Source organism: Agrococcus sp. SCSIO52902 (assembly GCF_022983135.1).
Taxonomy (GTDB): domain Bacteria; phylum Actinomycetota; class Actinomycetes; order Actinomycetales; family Microbacteriaceae; genus Agrococcus; species Agrococcus sediminis.
Window position 1 is genome coordinate 1,824,683 of the sequence record NZ_CP095269.1, and the last position, 16,394, is coordinate 1,841,076.

General features: G+C 73.2%; 15 protein-coding genes. 11 read left to right on the forward strand and 4 right to left on the reverse strand.

Annotated features, from left to right (window positions below):
- On the reverse strand, positions 1–1,482 hold the full coding sequence (locus MU522_RS09020) for an alanine/glycine:cation symporter family protein (protein ID WP_246990698.1): 1,482 nt from the start codon (positions 1,480–1,482) through the stop codon (positions 1–3).
- A gap of 85 nt (positions 1,483–1,567) precedes the next feature.
- Between MU522_RS09020 and nusA the strand changes: the two genes are divergently transcribed.
- The 3 genes from nusA (at position 1,568) to rbfA (ending at position 6,163) form a co-directional block, all read left to right on the forward strand.
- Complete coding sequence (nusA, locus tag MU522_RS09025; protein WP_128190517.1) at positions 1,568–2,557, forward strand: transcription termination factor NusA; 990 nt, start codon at positions 1,568–1,570, stop codon at positions 2,555–2,557.
- Between the two features lie 391 nt (positions 2,558–2,948).
- Positions 2,949–5,660, forward strand: coding sequence for a translation initiation factor IF-2 (infB, locus tag MU522_RS09030; protein ID WP_246990699.1), 2,712 nt, complete (start codon positions 2,949–2,951; stop codon positions 5,658–5,660).
- Between the two features lie 65 nt (positions 5,661–5,725).
- Positions 5,726–6,163, forward strand: a complete 438-nt coding sequence (gene rbfA / locus MU522_RS09035) for a 30S ribosome-binding factor RbfA (RefSeq protein WP_128190689.1) — start codon at positions 5,726–5,728, stop codon at positions 6,161–6,163.
- On the opposite strand, the gene MU522_RS09040 is transcribed toward rbfA, so the two are convergent.
- Both MU522_RS09040 and MU522_RS09045 read right to left on the reverse strand, forming a co-directional pair.
- Complete coding sequence (locus tag MU522_RS09040) at positions 6,160–7,599, reverse strand: RNB domain-containing ribonuclease (protein ID WP_246990700.1); 1,440 nt, start codon at positions 7,597–7,599, stop codon at positions 6,160–6,162. The two genes, rbfA and MU522_RS09040, sit on opposite strands and share 4 nt — an antisense overlap.
- A 10-nt stretch (positions 7,600–7,609) precedes the next feature.
- The gene (locus MU522_RS09045) at positions 7,610–8,482 is read right to left on the reverse strand and encodes an A/G-specific adenine glycosylase (protein WP_246990701.1); all 873 of its coding nucleotides are present in this window, start codon (positions 8,480–8,482) and stop codon (positions 7,610–7,612) included.
- Between the two features lie 33 nt (positions 8,483–8,515).
- Here MU522_RS09045 and MU522_RS09050 point away from each other — a divergent pair, with 33 nt between their 5' ends.
- Positions 8,516–9,217 carry a uridine kinase gene (locus MU522_RS09050; protein ID WP_246990702.1) on the forward strand — a complete coding sequence of 234 codons (702 nt, stop codon included), beginning with the start codon at positions 8,516–8,518 and terminating at the stop codon, positions 9,215–9,217.
- Here MU522_RS09050 and MU522_RS09055 read toward each other — a convergent pair.
- The gene (locus MU522_RS09055; RefSeq protein WP_246990703.1) at positions 9,214–10,221 is read right to left on the reverse strand and encodes a 2-dehydropantoate 2-reductase; all 1,008 of its coding nucleotides are present in this window, start codon (positions 10,219–10,221) and stop codon (positions 9,214–9,216) included. The genes MU522_RS09050 and MU522_RS09055 overlap by 4 nt on opposite strands.
- A 33-nt stretch (positions 10,222–10,254) precedes the next feature.
- Between MU522_RS09055 and truB the strand changes: the two genes are divergently transcribed.
- The 7 genes from truB to MU522_RS09090 all read left to right on the forward strand — a co-directional run bounded on the left by truB (position 10,255) and on the right by MU522_RS09090 (position 16,357).
- Positions 10,255–11,169: a tRNA pseudouridine(55) synthase TruB gene (truB, locus tag MU522_RS09060; protein WP_246990704.1), complete on the forward strand. Its 915-nt coding sequence runs from the start codon at positions 10,255–10,257 to the stop codon at positions 11,167–11,169.
- Entirely contained in the window at positions 11,166–11,537 is a 372-nt protein-coding gene (locus tag MU522_RS09065; RefSeq protein WP_146357361.1) for a hypothetical protein, read from the forward strand. The genes truB and MU522_RS09065 overlap by 4 nt, the downstream gene beginning before the upstream one ends.
- A 24-nt stretch (positions 11,538–11,561) precedes the next feature.
- On the forward strand, positions 11,562–11,963 hold the full coding sequence (locus tag MU522_RS09070) for a hypothetical protein (protein WP_128190166.1): 402 nt from the start codon (positions 11,562–11,564) through the stop codon (positions 11,961–11,963).
- Positions 11,960–12,910, forward strand: a complete 951-nt coding sequence (locus MU522_RS09075; protein ID WP_246990705.1) for a bifunctional riboflavin kinase/FAD synthetase — start codon at positions 11,960–11,962, stop codon at positions 12,908–12,910. The genes MU522_RS09070 and MU522_RS09075 overlap by 4 nt, the downstream gene beginning before the upstream one ends.
- 101 nt (positions 12,911–13,011) lie before the next feature.
- Positions 13,012–14,022, forward strand: coding sequence for a deoxyribose-phosphate aldolase (deoC, locus tag MU522_RS09080; RefSeq protein ID WP_246990706.1), 1,011 nt, complete (start codon positions 13,012–13,014; stop codon positions 14,020–14,022).
- A gap of 8 nt (positions 14,023–14,030) precedes the next feature.
- Positions 14,031–15,470 (forward strand): aldehyde dehydrogenase family protein, encoded by a 1,440-nt coding sequence (locus MU522_RS09085; protein ID WP_246990707.1) that lies wholly within the window; start codon positions 14,031–14,033, stop codon positions 15,468–15,470.
- A complete protein-coding gene (locus MU522_RS09090; protein ID WP_246990708.1) occupies positions 15,470–16,357 on the forward strand; it encodes an aldehyde dehydrogenase family protein in 888 nt (295 codons plus the stop codon). Before MU522_RS09085 ends, MU522_RS09090 begins: the two co-directional genes overlap by 1 nt.
- Positions 16,358–16,394 lie beyond the last annotated feature (37 nt).

Here is a 16,394-nt window from a genome sequence, read left to right on the forward strand (position 1 = left end):
CTAGCGGCGCGGCCGTCGGTCGGCCTCGTCGGCCGGCAGCGCCTCCCACTGGCCGGTGACCGACTCCACGCTCTCCCACACCTCGACGCCCTGCACCTCGGGGAGCATGTCGCGGGTGAAGACGGGGTCCTTGCCTGCGCGTCGCTGCTCGTCGAAGTTCTTGAGCAGCTTGAACGCGACGCCCGAGAGCAGGCCGATCGCGATCAGGTTGACGATCGCCATGACGCCCATGAGCATGTCGGCCGTGCTCCAGATGGTCGCGGTCGCCACGACCGAGCCGCCGAGCACCGCCGCCACCGCGAGCACGCGATAGGCGGTGAGGGCCGCGCGGCGCTCGGTGATGAACTCGATGTTCGACTCGCCGTAGTAGTAGTTGCCGATGATCGACGAGAACGCCAGCAGGAAGACGATCACCGAGAGCGCGACGCCCGCCCACGCGCCCAGCTGGCCGGTCACCGCGTCGAAGGTGAGCGCGATGCCGCCCTCGGCGCCGGTGAGGTCGGGGGTCGAGACGAGGATGATGAAGGCCGTGATCGAGCAGACCAGGAAGGTGTCGAAGTAGACGCCCAGCGTCTGCACGAGCCCCTGCTTGACCGGGTGGGTGACGGCGGCGGAGGCGCCCGCGTTCGGGGCGGAGCCGAGACCCGCCTCGTTCGAGAACATGCCGCGCTTGACGCCCTGCATGATGATCGTGCCGAGCGCGCCGCCCGCGACCTGCTGGAAGCCGAAGGCGCCGGCGTAGATCTCGCCGAGCACCCGCGGCACCTCGGAGACGTTCATCGCGACGATGATGATGCCGAGGATCAGGTAGAGCAGCGCCATCGCGGGCACGAGCGACTCGGTCACCTTCGCGATGCGGCGCACGCCGCCGAAGACGATGAGGCCCGTGAGGGCGGCGACGAGGATGCCGACCACCCAGGGGAGCCACTCGGCGTCGGTGCCGATCGTGGACGAGACCGTCGCGACGATCGTGTTGGCCTGCAGCGACGAGAAGGCGAAGGGGAAGCAGATGATCAGGATGACGGCGAAGAGGACGCCCATCCACCGCTTCCCGAGGCCGCGCTGCATGTAGTACGCGGGGCCGCCGCGGAAGCCGTCGGCGTCGCGGTGCTTGTAGAGCTGCGCGAGCGACGACTCGATGAAGGCGGACGCGCCGCCGACGAACGCCATCGTCCACATCCAGAAGACGGCGCCGGGGCCGCCGAACGCGATGGCGGTCGCGACGCCGGCGATGTTGCCGACGCCGACGCGGCTCGCGGCCGAGATCGTGAACGCCTGGAACGACGAGACCGACTGCGCGTTGCCGTCGCGGTCCTTCGGCGTCCTGTCGGTCAGCACGCGGAACATCGCCGGGAGCAGCCGCAGCTGCACGACGCCCGAGCGGACGGTGAAGGAGATGCCGAGCACCGCCAGCACGGGGAGGACGATCCACGTCCACCAGAAGTCGCCGGCCGTCACGATCAGTTCGTCGAGTGCTTCCACGGGCGACCACACTAGCCGCCGGCGCGGTAGGATGGCCGGTCGGCATCCCGTGCCGTGAGCGAGCAGCAGAACAAGGAGTCCACAAGTGAAGATCGATCTGAGCGTGCTGAAGACCGTCGAGCGCGAGCGGGAGATCTCGTCGGACGACCTGATCCGCATCATCGAGCAGGCGATCCTCCAGGCCCACGTCCGCTCGGGCGAGAAGCACGACGCGACGGCGCCGCAGCCGCGCGTCGAGGTCGACCGGAAGACCGGCGAGGTCACCCTGTACGAGCCCGAGCTCGACGAGGACGGCAACCGCATCGGCGAGTCGATCGCCACGACCGACGACTTCAGCCGCATCGCCGCGACCGCCGCGAAGCAGGTCATCTTCCAGGCGCTGCGCGACAAGAGCGACGAGTCGGTGCTGGGCGCCTACAAGGATCGCGAGGGCGACATCATCGCCGGCGTCGTCCAGCAGGGCACGAACCCGCGCATGGTGCACGTCAAGCTCGGCGACGACATGGAGGCGCTGCTGCCGCCCGAGGAGCAGGTCCCGGGCGCCGAGTACAAGCACGGCCAGCGCCTGCGCGTCTACATCACGAAGGTCGAGCGAGGCCAGCGCGGCCCGCAGGTGACGGTGAGCCGCACGCATCCGTCGCTCGTCCGCCGACTGTTCGCCCTGGAGGTGCCCGAGATCGCCTCGGGCGCTGTCGAGATCGTCGCCATCGCGCGCGAGGCCGGCCACCGCTCGAAGATCGCGGTGCGCGCGACGCAGCCCGGCATCAACGCCAAGGGCGCCTGCATCGGCGAGCTCGGCGCCCGCGTGCGCGCCGTGCAGGCCGAGCTCGGCGACGAGAAGATCGACATCGTCGACTTCTCGGAGGACCTGCCCGCGTTCGTCGCGAGCGCGCTGAGCCCGGCTCGGGTGTCGGATGCGTTCATGCTCGACGAGAAGACGAAGGCCGTGCGGGCGCTCGTGCCCGACTTCCAGCTCTCGCTCGCCATCGGCCGGGAGGGCCAGAACGCGCGCCTCGCGGCGAAGCTGACGGGGGCGAAGATCGACATCCAGCCCGACTCCGTCATGGAGGACTGAGCGGTCTCCCTGCGTCCCGGGCGTGTCGTGCGGTACGATGGGGACATCCGAACGTGTCTTGGCTGTCGCGCGCGCACTGAACCCGCACATCTCGTGCGGATCGTCGCGCAGGGCGACGCGGCGGTCGTCGATCCCGATCGACGGCTTCCCGGCCGAGGCGCGTGGGTGCATCCGACGCAGCAGTGCGCGGAACGCGCGCTCCGCGCGCTTCCCCGGGCGCTGCGCCATCCGCACCTGGACACCTCGCCCATCGCACGATGGGCACAGGACGGGCTCGACCCGAGCCCCGACCGAAGGAATGAACGGCACATGGACAACTGATGAGCAGCTCGAAATGAGACCCGTCAGCTAATCGTCCGCCCTGTCCTGGGCGGACCAGGACAGGAGAGAAGTGGCAAACCCACGCGTGCATGAGATCGCCGCCGAGATCGGCGTCGAGAGCAAGGTCGCCATGGCCAAGCTCAAGGAGATGGGCGAGTTCGTCAAGGGACCCGCCTCGGCGATCGCACCCCCGGTCGCCCGCAAGCTCAAGGCCGCCCTCGAGGCGGAGGGGCACACCGCTGCCCCCGCGGAGCCCGCGAAGGCGCCCGCAGCCAAGGCCCCGGCGACGAAGGCTCCGGCCGCGAAGCCGGCGGCAGCTGCTCCGGCGCCCGCGCCGGCACCCGCCGAGCCCAAGGCCGACGCCGCCCCGGCGCCGTCGCCCGCCCCCGCAGCGGCGCCCGCGCCGCGCGCCGAGACGCCCGCACCTGCGGCGCCGGCAGCACCCGCGGCGCCTGCCTCGCCCGCTGAGGCCGCCCCCGGCGGCGACGCGTCGGGCAGCAGCATCCCGCGCCCGATGGCGCGCCCGGGCGCTCCCCGCCCCGGCAACAACCCGTTCGCCTCGAACCAGGGCATGGGCCGCCCCCGTGGCGGCAACAACCCGTTCACGAGCAAGCAGGGCGCTCCGCGCCCCGCGGCTCCGCGCCCCGGGGCACCTCGTCCCGGCGCACCGCGTCCCGGCGCCCCGCGCCCGGGCTCGCCCCGTCCGGGCGGCGCAGGCCGTCCCGGTGCCGGCGGCGGCGGCGGCGCGTTCCAGCGTCCCGGTCAGGGCGCGCCCGGTCGCGGCGCTCCCGGTCGCGGCGGTCCCGCGTTCGCGGGTCGTCCCGGCCCCGGCGGCCGCGGCCGCGGCGGCACCGCCGGCGCGTTCGGCAAGGGCGGCGCCAAGGGCAAGTCCCGCAAGTCGAAGCGCACGAAGCGGCTCGAGTTCGAGATGCGCGAGGCGCCGTCGATCGGCGGCGTCAAGGTCCGGCGCGGCGACGGCACGACCGTCATCCGCATGCGTCGCGGCGCATCCATCGCCGACTTCGCCGAGAAGATCGACGCGAGCCCCGGTGACCTCGTCACCGTGCTGTTCCACCTCGGCGAGATGGCGACGGCGACGGAGTCGCTGGACGAGACCACGTTCGAGCTGCTCGGCGCCGAGCTGGGCTACAAGATCCAGATCGTCAGCCCCGAGGACGAGGACAAGGAGCTCCTGGAGGGCTTCGACATCGACCTCGAGCAGGAGCTCGAGGACGAGAGCGACGAGGACCTCGAGTACCGCTCGCCCGTCGTCACCGTCATGGGCCACGTCGACCACGGCAAGACGCGCCTGCTCGACGCGATCCGCGGTGCGAACGTCATCGACGGCGAGGCCGGCGGCATCACCCAGCACATCGGCGCCTACCAGGTCTGGCAGGAGCACGAGGGCGAGGACCGCGCGATCACGTTCATCGACACCCCGGGCCACGAGGCGTTCACCGCCATGCGCGCCCGAGGCGCTCGCGTCACCGACATCGCGATCCTCGTGGTCGCGGCGGACGACGGCATCATGCCGCAGACGATCGAGGCGCTGAACCACGCCCAGGCGGCCGACGTGCCGATCGTGGTCGCGGTGAACAAGGTCGACAAGGAGGGCGCGAACCCGGCGAAGGTCCGGCAGCAGCTCACCGAGTACGGCCTGGTGGCAGAGGAGTACGGCGGCGACACCATGTTCGTCGACGTCTCGGCGCTGGCCCGCACGGGCATCGAGGACCTCCTCGAGGCCGTGCTGCTCACGGCCGACGCCGGCCTCGACCTGCGCGCCAACCCGCACAAGGAGGCCCGCGGCGTCGCCATCGAGGCGAAGCTCGACAAGGGCCGCGGCTCGGTCGCGACCGTGCTCATCCAGTCCGGCACGCTCCGCGTCGGCGACGCGATCGTCGCGGGCACGGCCTACGGCCGCGTCCGTGCGATGGTCGACGACCGCGGCGAGCTGGTCGAGGAGGCCGGCCCGTCGATGCCCGTCCAGGTGCAGGGCCTCTCGAGCGTCCCGCGCGCCGGCGACACCTTCATCGTCACCGAGGAGGACCGCACGGCCCGGCAGATCGCCGAGAAGCGCGAGGCCGTCGAGCGGAACGCCATGCTGGCCAAGGCCCGCAAGCGCCTGTCGCTCGAGGACTTCAAGCTCGCCATGGAGCAGGGCAAGGTCGAGACGCTCAACCTCATCATCAAGGGCGACGTCTCGGGTGCCGTGGAGGCGCTCGAGGAGTCGCTGCTGAAGATCGAGATCGACGACACCGTCGACCTGCGCATCATCCACCGCGGCGTCGGCGCGATCACCGAGTCGGACGTGAACCTGGCGACGGTCGACTCGGCCGTCATCATCGGCTTCAACGTGCGCCCCGACACGAAGGCCCGCGAGCGCGCCGCCCGCGAGGGTGTCGACGTGCGGTTCTACAACGTGATCTACGCGGCGATCGAGGATGTCGAGAACTCGCTCAAGGGCATGCTGAAGCCCGAGTACGAGGAGGTCCAGTCGGGCGTGGCCGAGATCCGCGAGGTGTTCCGCTCCTCGAAGTTCGGCAACATCGCGGGCTGCATCGTCCGCTCCGGCACGATCACCCGCAACGCCAAGGCTCGCGTCATCCGCGACGGCGTCGTGCTGGCCGATGGCCTCGCCATCGAGTCGCTGCGCCGCTTCAAGGACGACGTCACCGAGGTCCGCACCGACTTCGAGTGCGGCATCGGCCTCGGCAGGTTCAACGACCTGCAGATCGGCGACGAGATCGAGACCACCGAGATGGTGGAGAAGCCGCGCGTCTGACGTGCGGAACGAGGTGTGGGGCGGCTGCGGTCGCCCCACACCCGTCTGAAGCGAGAGGAAGTCCCATGGCCGAGAACCCCAGGGCGAGGAAGATCGCCGACCGCATCCGCGAGATCACCGTGCGCGCGCTGGAGCGCGAGGTGAAGGACCCGCGGCTCGGGTTCGTGACGATCACGGATGTGCGCGTCACCGGAGACCTGCAGCACGCGTCGATCTTCTACACGGTGTACGGCACCGACGAGGAGCGGGCCGACACCGAGACCGCGCTCGCGAGCGCCAAGGGCGTCGTGCGCCGCGAGATCGGCAAGGGCATCAGCCTGCGGCTGACGCCGTCGATCGAGTTCATCCTCGACGCGCTGCCCGAGAGCGCGGCGTCGATCGAGCACCTGCTCGACGAGGCGCGCCAGCGCGACCTCGCCGCCCAGCAGGCGGCCGCGGCGGCGCAGTTCGCCGGCGAGCCCGACCCGTACCGCAAGCCGCGCGAGGAGGACGAGGAGGCCTAGCGGGCCTCCTCGAAGCGCAGCCGCCGCTCCGCCAGGTCGGCCTCGACCAGGCGGGCGCGGATGCGCTCGCCCGGCTCCGCCGACGTCGCGCACGCGGCCTCGGCGGGCGGGTCGAGCAGCTGCACCGTGGCGCCGTCCTTCCGGGTCTCCACGACGACCGCATCGAAGTCCTCGCCGACCCGGTGCCGCAGCATCGCGATCTCGACCGCGTCGATCGACTCCCGCTCGAGCCGGCTCGCGATCTGTCCCGACTCCTGCATGATCTCCGGCAGCCCGACGAGGCCCTCCGACGCCCACGCCGGGATGTCGCGGCCGTTCGCGATCGCCTCGCAGTGCGCGAGCACGTACCGGTCGACCAGGCGCCGCAGCGGCGCCGTCGTGTGCGCGTACGGCGCGCCGATGGCCGCCTGGATCAGCGACGCATCCGATCCGCCGCCGGGCGCCGCCGTGCCGTCGAGCACGGTGTAGCCCGCGCCGCGGAACAGCCGCCGCGCGACCTGCAGGATCGCGAGCGTCGTCGGCTTCGAGCGGTCGAGGCGGCGCAGGAACGCGCCGTAGTGCTCGCCCTCGGCCCACTCCTCGCCGATCGCGCGCACCTCCTTGCGGAAGCGCCGCACGTCGCCCTTCGGGGGCCGCGGCATCGTGCGGAGGATGCCCCGCCCCGCGCCGAGCATGAGGTTCGCCGCCTCCATGCCCGTCATGAGCGAGACCTGCGCGTTCCAGCGCTCGACGGGCAGCAGCTCGCGGCGCTCGAGCCGGTAGTCGTCGCCGTGGCGGGCGATCTCCTCCTCGGGCATGTCGAGGCTCGCGCCGTCGCGCGCCTCCTCGAGCGCGATGCGCAGCTCGCCCGCCTCGCGAAGCAGCCCCAGCATCGCGTCGCCGCCGTCGATGCGCGCCTGCGCCTCGCGGTAGGTGAGCTGCTCGCGCGAGCGCACCCGGGCGCGCTCGAGCGTCGTCCCCGTGACGTCGCCCGACGCATCCAGCCGCATCGTCCACACGTACGCGGCGCGCTCCTGCCCCTCGAGCAGGCTCGCGGCGCCCTCGCTCACGACGGGCGGGTGCAGCGGCACCCGGCCGTCGGGCGCGTACATCGTCTGGCCGCGGCGGCGCGCCTCGGCGTCGATCGCGCCGCCGGGCTCGACGAACGCTGCGACGTCGGCGATCGCGTAGTGCACGACGAAGCCGTCGCCGTCGCGCTCGAGGTGCAGCGCCTGGTCGAGGTCGGTCGAGCCCTCGGGGTCGATCGTCACGAACGGCACCTGCGTCCGGTCGGGCTCCGGCAGCCGCGGGTCGGCGGCGTACGCCGCCGCCTCAGCCTCGGCGGCGGGCGGGAACTCGGCGTCGAGGCCGAGCTCCTCGCGGATCGCGGCGAGGGCGGCGGCGAGCTCGTCGCTCGCGGCGGGACGGTCGATGAGGCGCTGGTGTCGTGCCGGCATGGCGCACAACCTAGTCGGGCAGCCTGACCGCCCCGTGCTCGCGCAGCACCAGGCCGTCGGCCGCGAGCGAGGCGACGGCGCGCTCGAGCTGCGCCGCGTCGGGCCAGAGCGCCGCGAGGTCGGCCTCGGCGAGCGGCACGTCGACGGCCCGGAGCGCCCGCAGCACCGTGCCGCGCGCCTGCCGGTCGCTCCCGGCGAACGCCGCCTGCCGAGGCGCGCGCCGGCCCTCGTAGGGCGGGTAGCCCGCCGCGCGCCACGCGCACGCGTCGGCGATCGGGCACGCGTCGCACCTCGGCGCCCGCGCGGTGCACACCAGCGCCCCGAGCTCCATGAGCGCGATGGAGACGACGGATGCGTCGGCGGGGGAGGCGGGCAGCAGGGCCTCGACGTCGGCCAGGTCGCGCTTCGCCGCCGGCGCCGCCTCGCCGCGGCCGTGCACCGCGCGGGCGACGACGCGGCGCACGTTCGTGTCGACGACCGGGTGGCGGTCGCCGAAGTGGAAGACGGCGACGGCCCGCGCCGTGTAGTCGCCGATCCCCGGGAGCGCGAGCAGCGCATCCACGTCCCTCGGCACCTCGCCGCCGTGCCGCTCGACGATGGCGCGCGCGGTGTCCTGCAGGCGCAGCGCCCGCCTCGGGTAGCCGAGCGTGCCCCACTGCCGCAGCACCTCGTGGGTGGGCGCATCGGCGAGGTCGGCGGGCGTCGGCCAGCGCTCGAGCCAGCGGTCGATCTCGACCGCGACGCGCGCCGCCTGCGTCTGCTGCAGCATGATCTCGCTCACGACCGTGCCCCACGCGTCGAACTCCGGCCGCCGCCACGGCAGGTCGCGGGCGCTCGCGCGGTACCAGGCGGCGAGCGCGGGCAGCGAGCGGCCGTCGAGCATCCCGCCAGCGTACCCAGCGCCTAGGCTGGCGGCATGGTCGACCGCGCGCTCCTCATGAAGGCGGCCTCCTGGACGCCCGAGCAGAAGGCCCTGTACACGAGCCTCGTCGAGCAGCTGCTGCGGCGGAACCCGCGCGGGCGGCGGCTCATCGCGGTCGAGGGGCGCGACGGCGTCGGCAAGACGCGGTTCGCGGATGCGCTCCAGGTGGCGTTCGCGCGCGCCGGCGTCGAGGCGTTCCGCGCGAGCGTCGACGACTTCCACCGGCCGCAGGCGTTCCGCTACCGCCAGGGTCGCGACTCGTCGAAGGGCTACTACGAGGACGCGTTCGACATCGAGCTGCTCGACCGCGTGCTGCTGCAGCCGTTCCGCATGGGCGGCTCGACCGGCTTCCAGACGGCCGCCTTCGACCTCGCGACCGACCGCAGCATCGAGATGGAGTGGCAGACGGCGGGGCCGGATGCGGTGCTCATCGTCGACGGGGTCTTCCTGCAGCGGCCCGCGCTCGCGGGCAAGTGGCACGCGGTGCTGCTGCTCGAGGCCGACGACCGCGTGCGGGGCGAGCGGATGCGCGCGCGGGACGGCGCGCACCCCGACGTCGGGCACGAGTCGCACCGCCGCTACCGGGAGGCCCACGAGCACTACGAGCGCACGGTCGTGCCGCGCCGCCGGGCCGCGTTCATCGTCGACAACACCGACTGGCGGGCGCCCCGGCAGAGCTTCGCCGACAGCTGCTAGGCGAGCCGCCGCACCGCCGACGCCGGCAGGAAGCGGCCCGTCCGCTCGACCTCATGCACGAGCTCGACGAGCGCGGCGTTGACGGGAGCCTCCCGCCCGAGGCGCGCCGCCGCATCCACCACCGCGCCGTTGATCAGGTCGACCTCGGTCGGCTGCCCGCGGCGGATCGACTGCTGCGTCGAGCCGAGGTTCGGCACGTCGCCGAGCCGGTCCTTGATGCGCAGCGGCACCTGCTGCGCGATGCACCGCGGCGCGAAGGCCACGAGCCGCACGAGCAGCGGCGTGAGCCCCTGGAGCGGCTGGAAGCGCACGCCCGACGCGAGCCCGATGCGCGCCGTCTCGCGCATCGACGCGAGCATCACGCGCCGCAGTCCCGGGTCGCGGATGACGTCCTGCACCGAGTGGCCGACGATCGTCGGCAGGGCGTTGACCATGTTGATGAGCAGCTTCGTCCACTGCGCGCCCTCGATCGAGGGGGTGAGCGACGTGGGCAGCGCCTCGCCGAGCAGCGCCGCGAAGCGCTCGCCCTCGGCGCCGCCGACGATCGTGTCGCCGGCGGCGGTGACGGTGACGACGCCGGGCTCCATGGAGTTCGCGGCCATGAGCGCGATGCCGCCGGCGACCCGGTCGTGCCCGAGCAGGCGCGCGGCGGCCCGCTCGCCGCCGAGGCCGTTCTGCACGACGAGCAGCGGCACGCCCGCGAGGGCCGCCCGGCTCGCCTCGAGCGCCGCCGCCGTGCCCGTCGCCTTGGTCGCGAGGATGGCGACGTCCGGCGCCTCGGCGAGCGACTCGAGCGCGGTCACGCGCGCCGTGTGCGCGCCGTACGCGCCGCGCAGGCGCAGCCCGTGCTCGCGGATCGCGGCGAGGTTCTCTCCCCGCGCCGTGACCGTCACGTCGTGCCCGATCTCGTCGAGCCGCGCCGCGATCGTGCCGCCGATCGCCCCCGCGCCGATCACCGCGACGCGCTGCCGCGCCGTCGCATCCGCCGTGCCCTCATGCGCCATGTCGAGGAGGCTATCGGCGGCTAGGCTCGTCGGGTGCCCGACGCCCCACCCGCCCCCGACGGCATCCTGCTCGTCGACAAGCCGCAGGGCATCACGAGCCATACCGCCGTGAGCCGCGCGCGCCGCGCCCTCGGCACCCGCAAGGTCGGCCACGCCGGCACGCTCGACCCGATGGCGACGGGCCTGCTCATCCTGGGCGTCGGGCCTTCTACTCGCCTGCTGACCCACATGGTCGGCCTCGACAAGACCTACGCCGCCACCATCGCGCTCGGCGCCGCCACGAGCACCGACGACGCCGAGGGCGACGTCACGAGCACGGCGGATGCGTCGCACCTGTCGGGCGACGACCTCGCGGCGCCGATGGCGCGCCTCACGGGCGACATCGAGCAGGTGCCGTCGAGCGTGAGCGCCATCAAGGTCGACGGCGAGCGCGCGTACGCCCGGGTGCGAGCGGGGGAGCAGGTCGAGCTGCGGGCCCGCCCGGTCACCGTCGCGCGCTTCGAGGCGCTCGCCTTCCGGCCTGGCCCCCTCGCCGAGGTCGACGTGGTCGTCGACTGCTCGAGCGGCACGTACATCCGCGCGCTCGCGCGCGACCTCGGCGCCGCGCTCGGGGTCGGCGGGCACCTGACGGCGCTGCGCCGCACGCGCATCGGGCCGTTCGACGTCGAGGGGGCGCCGATCGCCGACGCCCTGCCCGAGCAGGGCGCGAGCGGTCTGCTGCTGACCCCGGCCGAGGCGGCGTCCCGCATCCTGCCCGTCGCGCTGCTCGACGACGAGCGCGCCGCGAACCTCGCGAGCGGCCGCCGCACCGTCGCGCTCGAGGGGGAGTCGGGCATCGTCGCCGCCGTCCACGGCGACCGCCTCGTCGGCATCGCGCGCATCGACGGCCGGCGCATGCTGCCGGTGACCAACTTCCCGACGGGCGCCGCGGCCGAGGGGGCACGATGATCAGCTGGGTGATGCTCGCGCAGGCGATCGGCCTGGGCGTGATCGGCGGCGTCGTCGCGATCGTCGGCCTCACGAGGCGGCCGTTCGGCGACGGGGTCCTCGCTGCCGCGGCGCTCACGCTCCTCACCCTCGTCGTGCAGACCGTCGCATCCGTCGTCGCCCCGATCATGGGCGCGGGCCCCACCGGCGACCTGCTCGAGTACTGGACCTACCTCATCACCGCGCTCGTCATCCCGCCGGCGGCGGTCATGTGGGCGCTCGTCGACAAGAAGGGGGAGTGGTCGACCCTCGTCGTGGGCGTCGGCATCCTCGCGGTCGCGGTGATGGTCTACCGGATGCACCAGATCTGGTTCGTGCAACTGGCCTGATCGCGGCGATTAGACTCGCTTCCGATGAGCGAGCGCAAGCATGCCGGGATCGGGCGGGTCCTCATCGCGGTGTACGCGGTGCTGGCGATGGCGGCGACCGGTCGCTCGTTCGTGCAGATCGTGCAGCGCTTCGACGAAGCGCCGCTCGCCTACTCGCTGAGCGCCGTCGCCGCGGTCGTCTACCTGCTCGCGACGGTCGCGCTCGCGATGCGGGCGGATGCCTGGCGGCGCGTCGCGCTCGCGGCCGTCTGCTTCGAGCTCGTCGGGGTGCTGGTCGTCGGCACCCTCTCGCTCGTGGCGCCCGAGCTCTTCGCGCACGACACCGTCTGGAGCCGCTTCGGGATGGGCTACCTCTTCATCCCCGCCGTGCTGCCGTTCCTGGGCCTGTGGTGGCTACGCGCGAGCCGCGAGCGGGTGGCGGCGTGAGCGGCGATCGCGGGGCCGGCATGGACTGGATCGACGCGCTCGAGGCCGTGCCGAGCGCGGTCACGATCGGCAAGTTCGACGGCGTGCACATCGGCCACCAACGGATCATCGAGCAGCTGCGCGCGCTCGCCGAGCCCGAGGGCCTCGCGACCACCGTCGTCACCTTCGACCGCAACCCGCTCGAGATCGTGCGGCCCGACCGCGCGCCGCTGCCGCTCGTGTCGCTGCCGCACAAGGTGGAGCTGCTGCGCGCCGCGGGGGCCGACCGGGTCGTGGTGGTGCCGTTCACGGCCGAGACGGCGGCGCAGCCCGCCAAGGAGTTCGCCGAGCGCGTGCTGCTCGACGGGCTGGGCGCGCGCGTGCTGCTCGTCGGCGACGACTTCCGCTTCGGCCACCGCGGCGCCGGCGACGCGGCCATGCTGCGCGCGCTCGCCGAGCCGCGCGGCGCCCGCGTCGAGTCGATCGACGACATCTGCTTCGCCGACGGCCGGCGCGTGTCCTCCACGTGGATCCGCGAGGCGCTCGAGCTCGGCCGCGTGCAGGAGGCCAACGGCATGCTCGGCCGCCGGCACGTGCTGCGCGGCGACGTCGTGCGCGGCTTCCAGCGGGGGCGGGCGCTCGGCTTCCCGACCGCCAACCTCGGCGCGCCCGTCGAGGGCTTCGTGCCCGCCGACGGCGTCTACGCGGCCCTCGCCCACGTCGACGCCGGCACGTTCCCCGCCGCCGTCTCGATCGGCGACAACCCCACGTTCGACGGCGTCGCCGCGAAGACGGTCGAGGCGTACCTCCTCGACGTCGACCTCGACCTCTACGACCGGCCCATCAGCCTCGAGCTCGTCGACTTCGTGCGGCCCATGCACCGCTTCGAGAGCCTCGACCAGCTCATCGCCCAGATGTCGCGCGATGTGGACCGCACGCGCGAGCTCGTCGCGGCCGCCACGGCCTGACCTGTCCGGACAGGGCTCCGCGGCCGGTAGACTGCCCAGCACCCCCGTACGCCGCGACACACCTGGCGGACGACCGCACCGCGGCGGGAAGAAGGATCAGCGTGACCACACCCAGCGCAGCGCTCGCGCCCGCAGAGCGCGCCGTCCAGCTGCTCGGCGGCGACCTCTCCGAGGTCGCACTCCGCCGACACCTCGAGGGCCTGCCGGCCGTCGACGCCGTGGGCCTCGAGGCCCGCGCCGCATCGCTCGGCACCCGCTCCATCAAGACGAGCTCCAAGCAGGCGGCGCTCGACCTCACGATCCGCATGATCGACCTCACGACCCTCCAGGGCAACGACACCCGGGGCAAGGTGCACTCGCTCGTCGCGAAGGCGCTCGTGCCCGACGCATCCGACTCCTCGACGCCGCGCCCCGCGGCCGTCTGCGTCTACGGCGACATGGTCGGCAACGCGGTCGAGGCGCTCGGCTCGGCCTGGAGCAACGGCCGCGACGACGGCATCAACGTCGCCGCCGTCGCGACCGCGTTCCCGTCCGGGCGCGCGAGCCTGCCGGTCAAGCTGCAGGACACCCGCGACGCGGTCGCGGCCGGCGCCGACGAGATCGACATGGTCATCGACCGCGGCGCGTTCCTCGAGGGCAACTACGGCAAGGTCTTCGACGAGATCGTCGCCACCAAGGAGGCGTGCCGTCGCACCGACGGCACCTTCGCGCACCTCAAGGTCATCCTCGAGACGGGCGAGCTCGTGACGTACGACAACGTGCGCCGCGCCTCGTGGCTGTCGATCCTCGCCGGCGGCGACTTCATCAAGACCTCCACCGGCAAGGTGCAGCCCGCGGCCACGCTGCCGGTGACGCTGCTCATGCTGCAGGTCGTGCGCGACTGGGAGCGGCTGACGGGCGAGCGCATCGGCGTGAAGCCCGCGGGCGGCATCGCCACCGCGAAGGACGCCATGAAGTACCTCGTCACGGTCGCCGAGACCTGCGGCGAGGCGTGGCTCGACCCGCACCTGTTCCGCTTCGGCGCCTCGAGCCTGCTGAACGACGTGCTGCTGCAGCGCCAGAAGCTCACCACCGGCCGCTACTCCGGCCCCGACTACGTCACGATCGACTGAGGCTCCCCATGGCATTCCTCGACTACGCGCCGGCTCCCGAGTCGACGTCCATCCTCGACCTCCGCGACGAGTACCGGCTCTGGATCGGCGGCGAGTGGGTCGCTGGCGGCGGCGCGAGCTTCGCCTCCGTCTCGCCCTCGACCGAGCAGCCCATCGCCACGTTCGCGACCGCCGACGAGGGCGACGTGGATGCGGCGGTCCGGGCCGCGCGCACCGCGTTCCGCACCGTCTGGGGCCCGATGTCGGGCCGCGACCGCGGCAAGTTCCTCTTCCGCATCGCGCGCATCCTGCAGGAGCGCGCGCGCGAGCTCGCCGTCGCCGAGTCGCTCGACAACGGCAAGCCGATCAAGGAGACGCGCGACGCCGACGTGCCGCTCGTCGCCCAGTGGTTCTTCCACTGCGCCGGATGGGCCGACAAGCTCGACTACGTCGGCCTCGGCGCCGCACCGCAGCCGCTCGGCGTCGCCGCGCAGGTCATCCCGTGGAACTTCCCGCTGCTCATGCTCGCGTGGAAGGTCGCGCCGGCGCTCGCCGCCGGCAACACCGTCGTGCTGAAGCCGGCCGAGACGACGCCGCTCACGGCGATGCTCTTCGCCGAGGTGTGCGAGCAGGCGGGCCTGCCCGCCGGCGTCGTCAACCTCGTCACCGGCGCGGGCGAGACGGGCGCGGCGCTCGTGCGCCACCCCGACGTCGACAAGGTCGCCTTCACGGGCTCCACCGCCGTCGGCCGCGAGATCGCGAAGGCGCTCGCCGGCACGCCGAAGCGGCTGACGCTCGAGCTGGGCGGCAAGGGCGCGAACATCGTCTTCGACGACGCGCCCCTCGACCAGGCGATCGAGGGCATCGTCAACGGCATCTTCTTCAACCAGGGCCAGGTGTGCTGTGCGGGCAGCCGCCTGCTCGTGCAGGAGAACGTGCACGACGCGGTGCTCGAGCGCCTCAAGGAGCGCATGGCGACGCTGCGCCTCGGCGACCCGCTCGACAAGAACACCGACATCGGCGCGATCAACTCCTCCGAGCAGCTCGCGCGCATCACGCGCCTCGTCGACCAGGGCGAGGCCGAGGGCGGCGAGCGCTGGGCGCCCGACTGCGAGCTGCCGGCGAAGGGCTACTGGTTCCCGCCGACCGTCGTCTCGGGCGTCGAGGCGTCGTCGACGATCGCCCGCGAGGAGATCTTCGGACCCGTGCTGTCGGTGCTCACCTTCCGCACGCCCGACGAGGCGATCGCGAAGGCGAACAACACCCCCTACGGCCTCTCGGCCGGCATCTGGAGCGACAAGGGCTCCCGCGTGCTCGCGGTCGCCGACAAGCTGCGCGCCGGCGTCGTCTGGGCGAACACGTTCAACAAGTTCGACCCCGCGAGCCCGTTCGGCGGCTACAAGGAGTCCGGCTACGGCCGCGAGGGCGGCGTGCAGGGCATGCAGGCGTACCTGAAGGCAGGCAAGTGATGGCGACCACGACGAAGACCCCGGCCCGCACGGCGACGCGCCTCGACGTGCCCAAGACCTACAAGCTCTTCATCGGCGGCGCGTTCCCGCGCAGCGAGTCCGGGCGCGTGACCGAGGTGCTCGACAAGCGCGGCGCGTTCGTCGCGAACGTCGCGAAGGCCTCCCGGAAGGATGCGCGCGACGCCGTCCGCGCGGCCCGCAAGGCCCAGCCCGGCTGGGCGGGCGCGACCGCGTACAACCGCGGCCAGGTGCTGTACCGGGTCGCCGAGGTGCTCGAGGGCCGCAAGGCGCAGTTCGTCGACGAGCTGCAGCGCACCGAGGGCCTGACCGCCGCGCGCGCGCAGCAGCAGGTCGAGGCCGCGATCGACCTGTGGGTGCTGCACGCCGGCTGGACCGACAAGATCGCCCAGATCGGCGGCCACGCCAACCCCGTCGCCGGCCCCTACTTCAACCTGTCGGTGCCCGAGCCGACCGGTGTCGTCGCGATCATCGCGCCGCAGGAGCAGGGCCTGCTGGGCCTCACGTCGGTCGTCGCGCCGGCGCTCGTGACGGGCAACGCGGTCGTCGTGGTGCCCGCCGCGGTCTCGCCGCTCGTCGCGATCTCGCTCGCCGAGGTGCTCGCGACGAGCGACCTGCCTGGCGGCGTCGTGAACGTGCTCACGGGCGACCCGGCCGAGCTCGCGCCGTGGCTCGCGGGCCACGCCGACATCAACGCGCTCGACCTCACCGGCGCCGGCGACCTCGACTGGGTCGAGCTCGAGGTGATCGCGGCCGACACGCTGAAGCGCGTGCTGCGCCCCGAGCCGGGCCTCGCGCCCGAGACGCCGCAGCGCATCCTCGCCCTCACCGAGACGAAGACGGTCTGGCACACGAAGTCCCGCCTCTGACCGCCTGAGCGGCGCCCTGCGCAGGGCGCCGCTCGGC

Coding starts and splice junctions, on each gene's coding strand:
- rbfA (WP_128190689.1), top strand. CDS start 5,726: ATGGCCGAGAACCCCAGGGCGAGGAAGATCGCCGACCGCATCCGCGAG.
- MU522_RS09040 (WP_246990700.1), bottom strand. CDS start 7,599: ATGCCGGCACGACACCAGCGCCTCATCGACCGTCCCGCCGCGAGCGAC.
- MU522_RS09045 (WP_246990701.1), bottom strand. CDS start 8,482: ATGCTCGACGGCCGCTCGCTGCCCGCGCTCGCCGCCTGGTACCGCGCG.
- MU522_RS09050 (WP_246990702.1), top strand. CDS start 8,516: ATGGTCGACCGCGCGCTCCTCATGAAGGCGGCCTCCTGGACGCCCGAG.
- MU522_RS09055 (WP_246990703.1), bottom strand. CDS start 10,221: ATGGCGCATGAGGGCACGGCGGATGCGACGGCGCGGCAGCGCGTCGCG.
- MU522_RS09065 (WP_146357361.1), top strand. CDS start 11,166: ATGATCAGCTGGGTGATGCTCGCGCAGGCGATCGGCCTGGGCGTGATC.
- MU522_RS09070 (WP_128190166.1), top strand. CDS start 11,562: ATGAGCGAGCGCAAGCATGCCGGGATCGGGCGGGTCCTCATCGCGGTG.
- MU522_RS09085 (WP_246990707.1), top strand. CDS start 14,031: ATGGCATTCCTCGACTACGCGCCGGCTCCCGAGTCGACGTCCATCCTC.
- MU522_RS09090 (WP_246990708.1), top strand. CDS start 15,470: ATGGCGACCACGACGAAGACCCCGGCCCGCACGGCGACGCGCCTCGAC.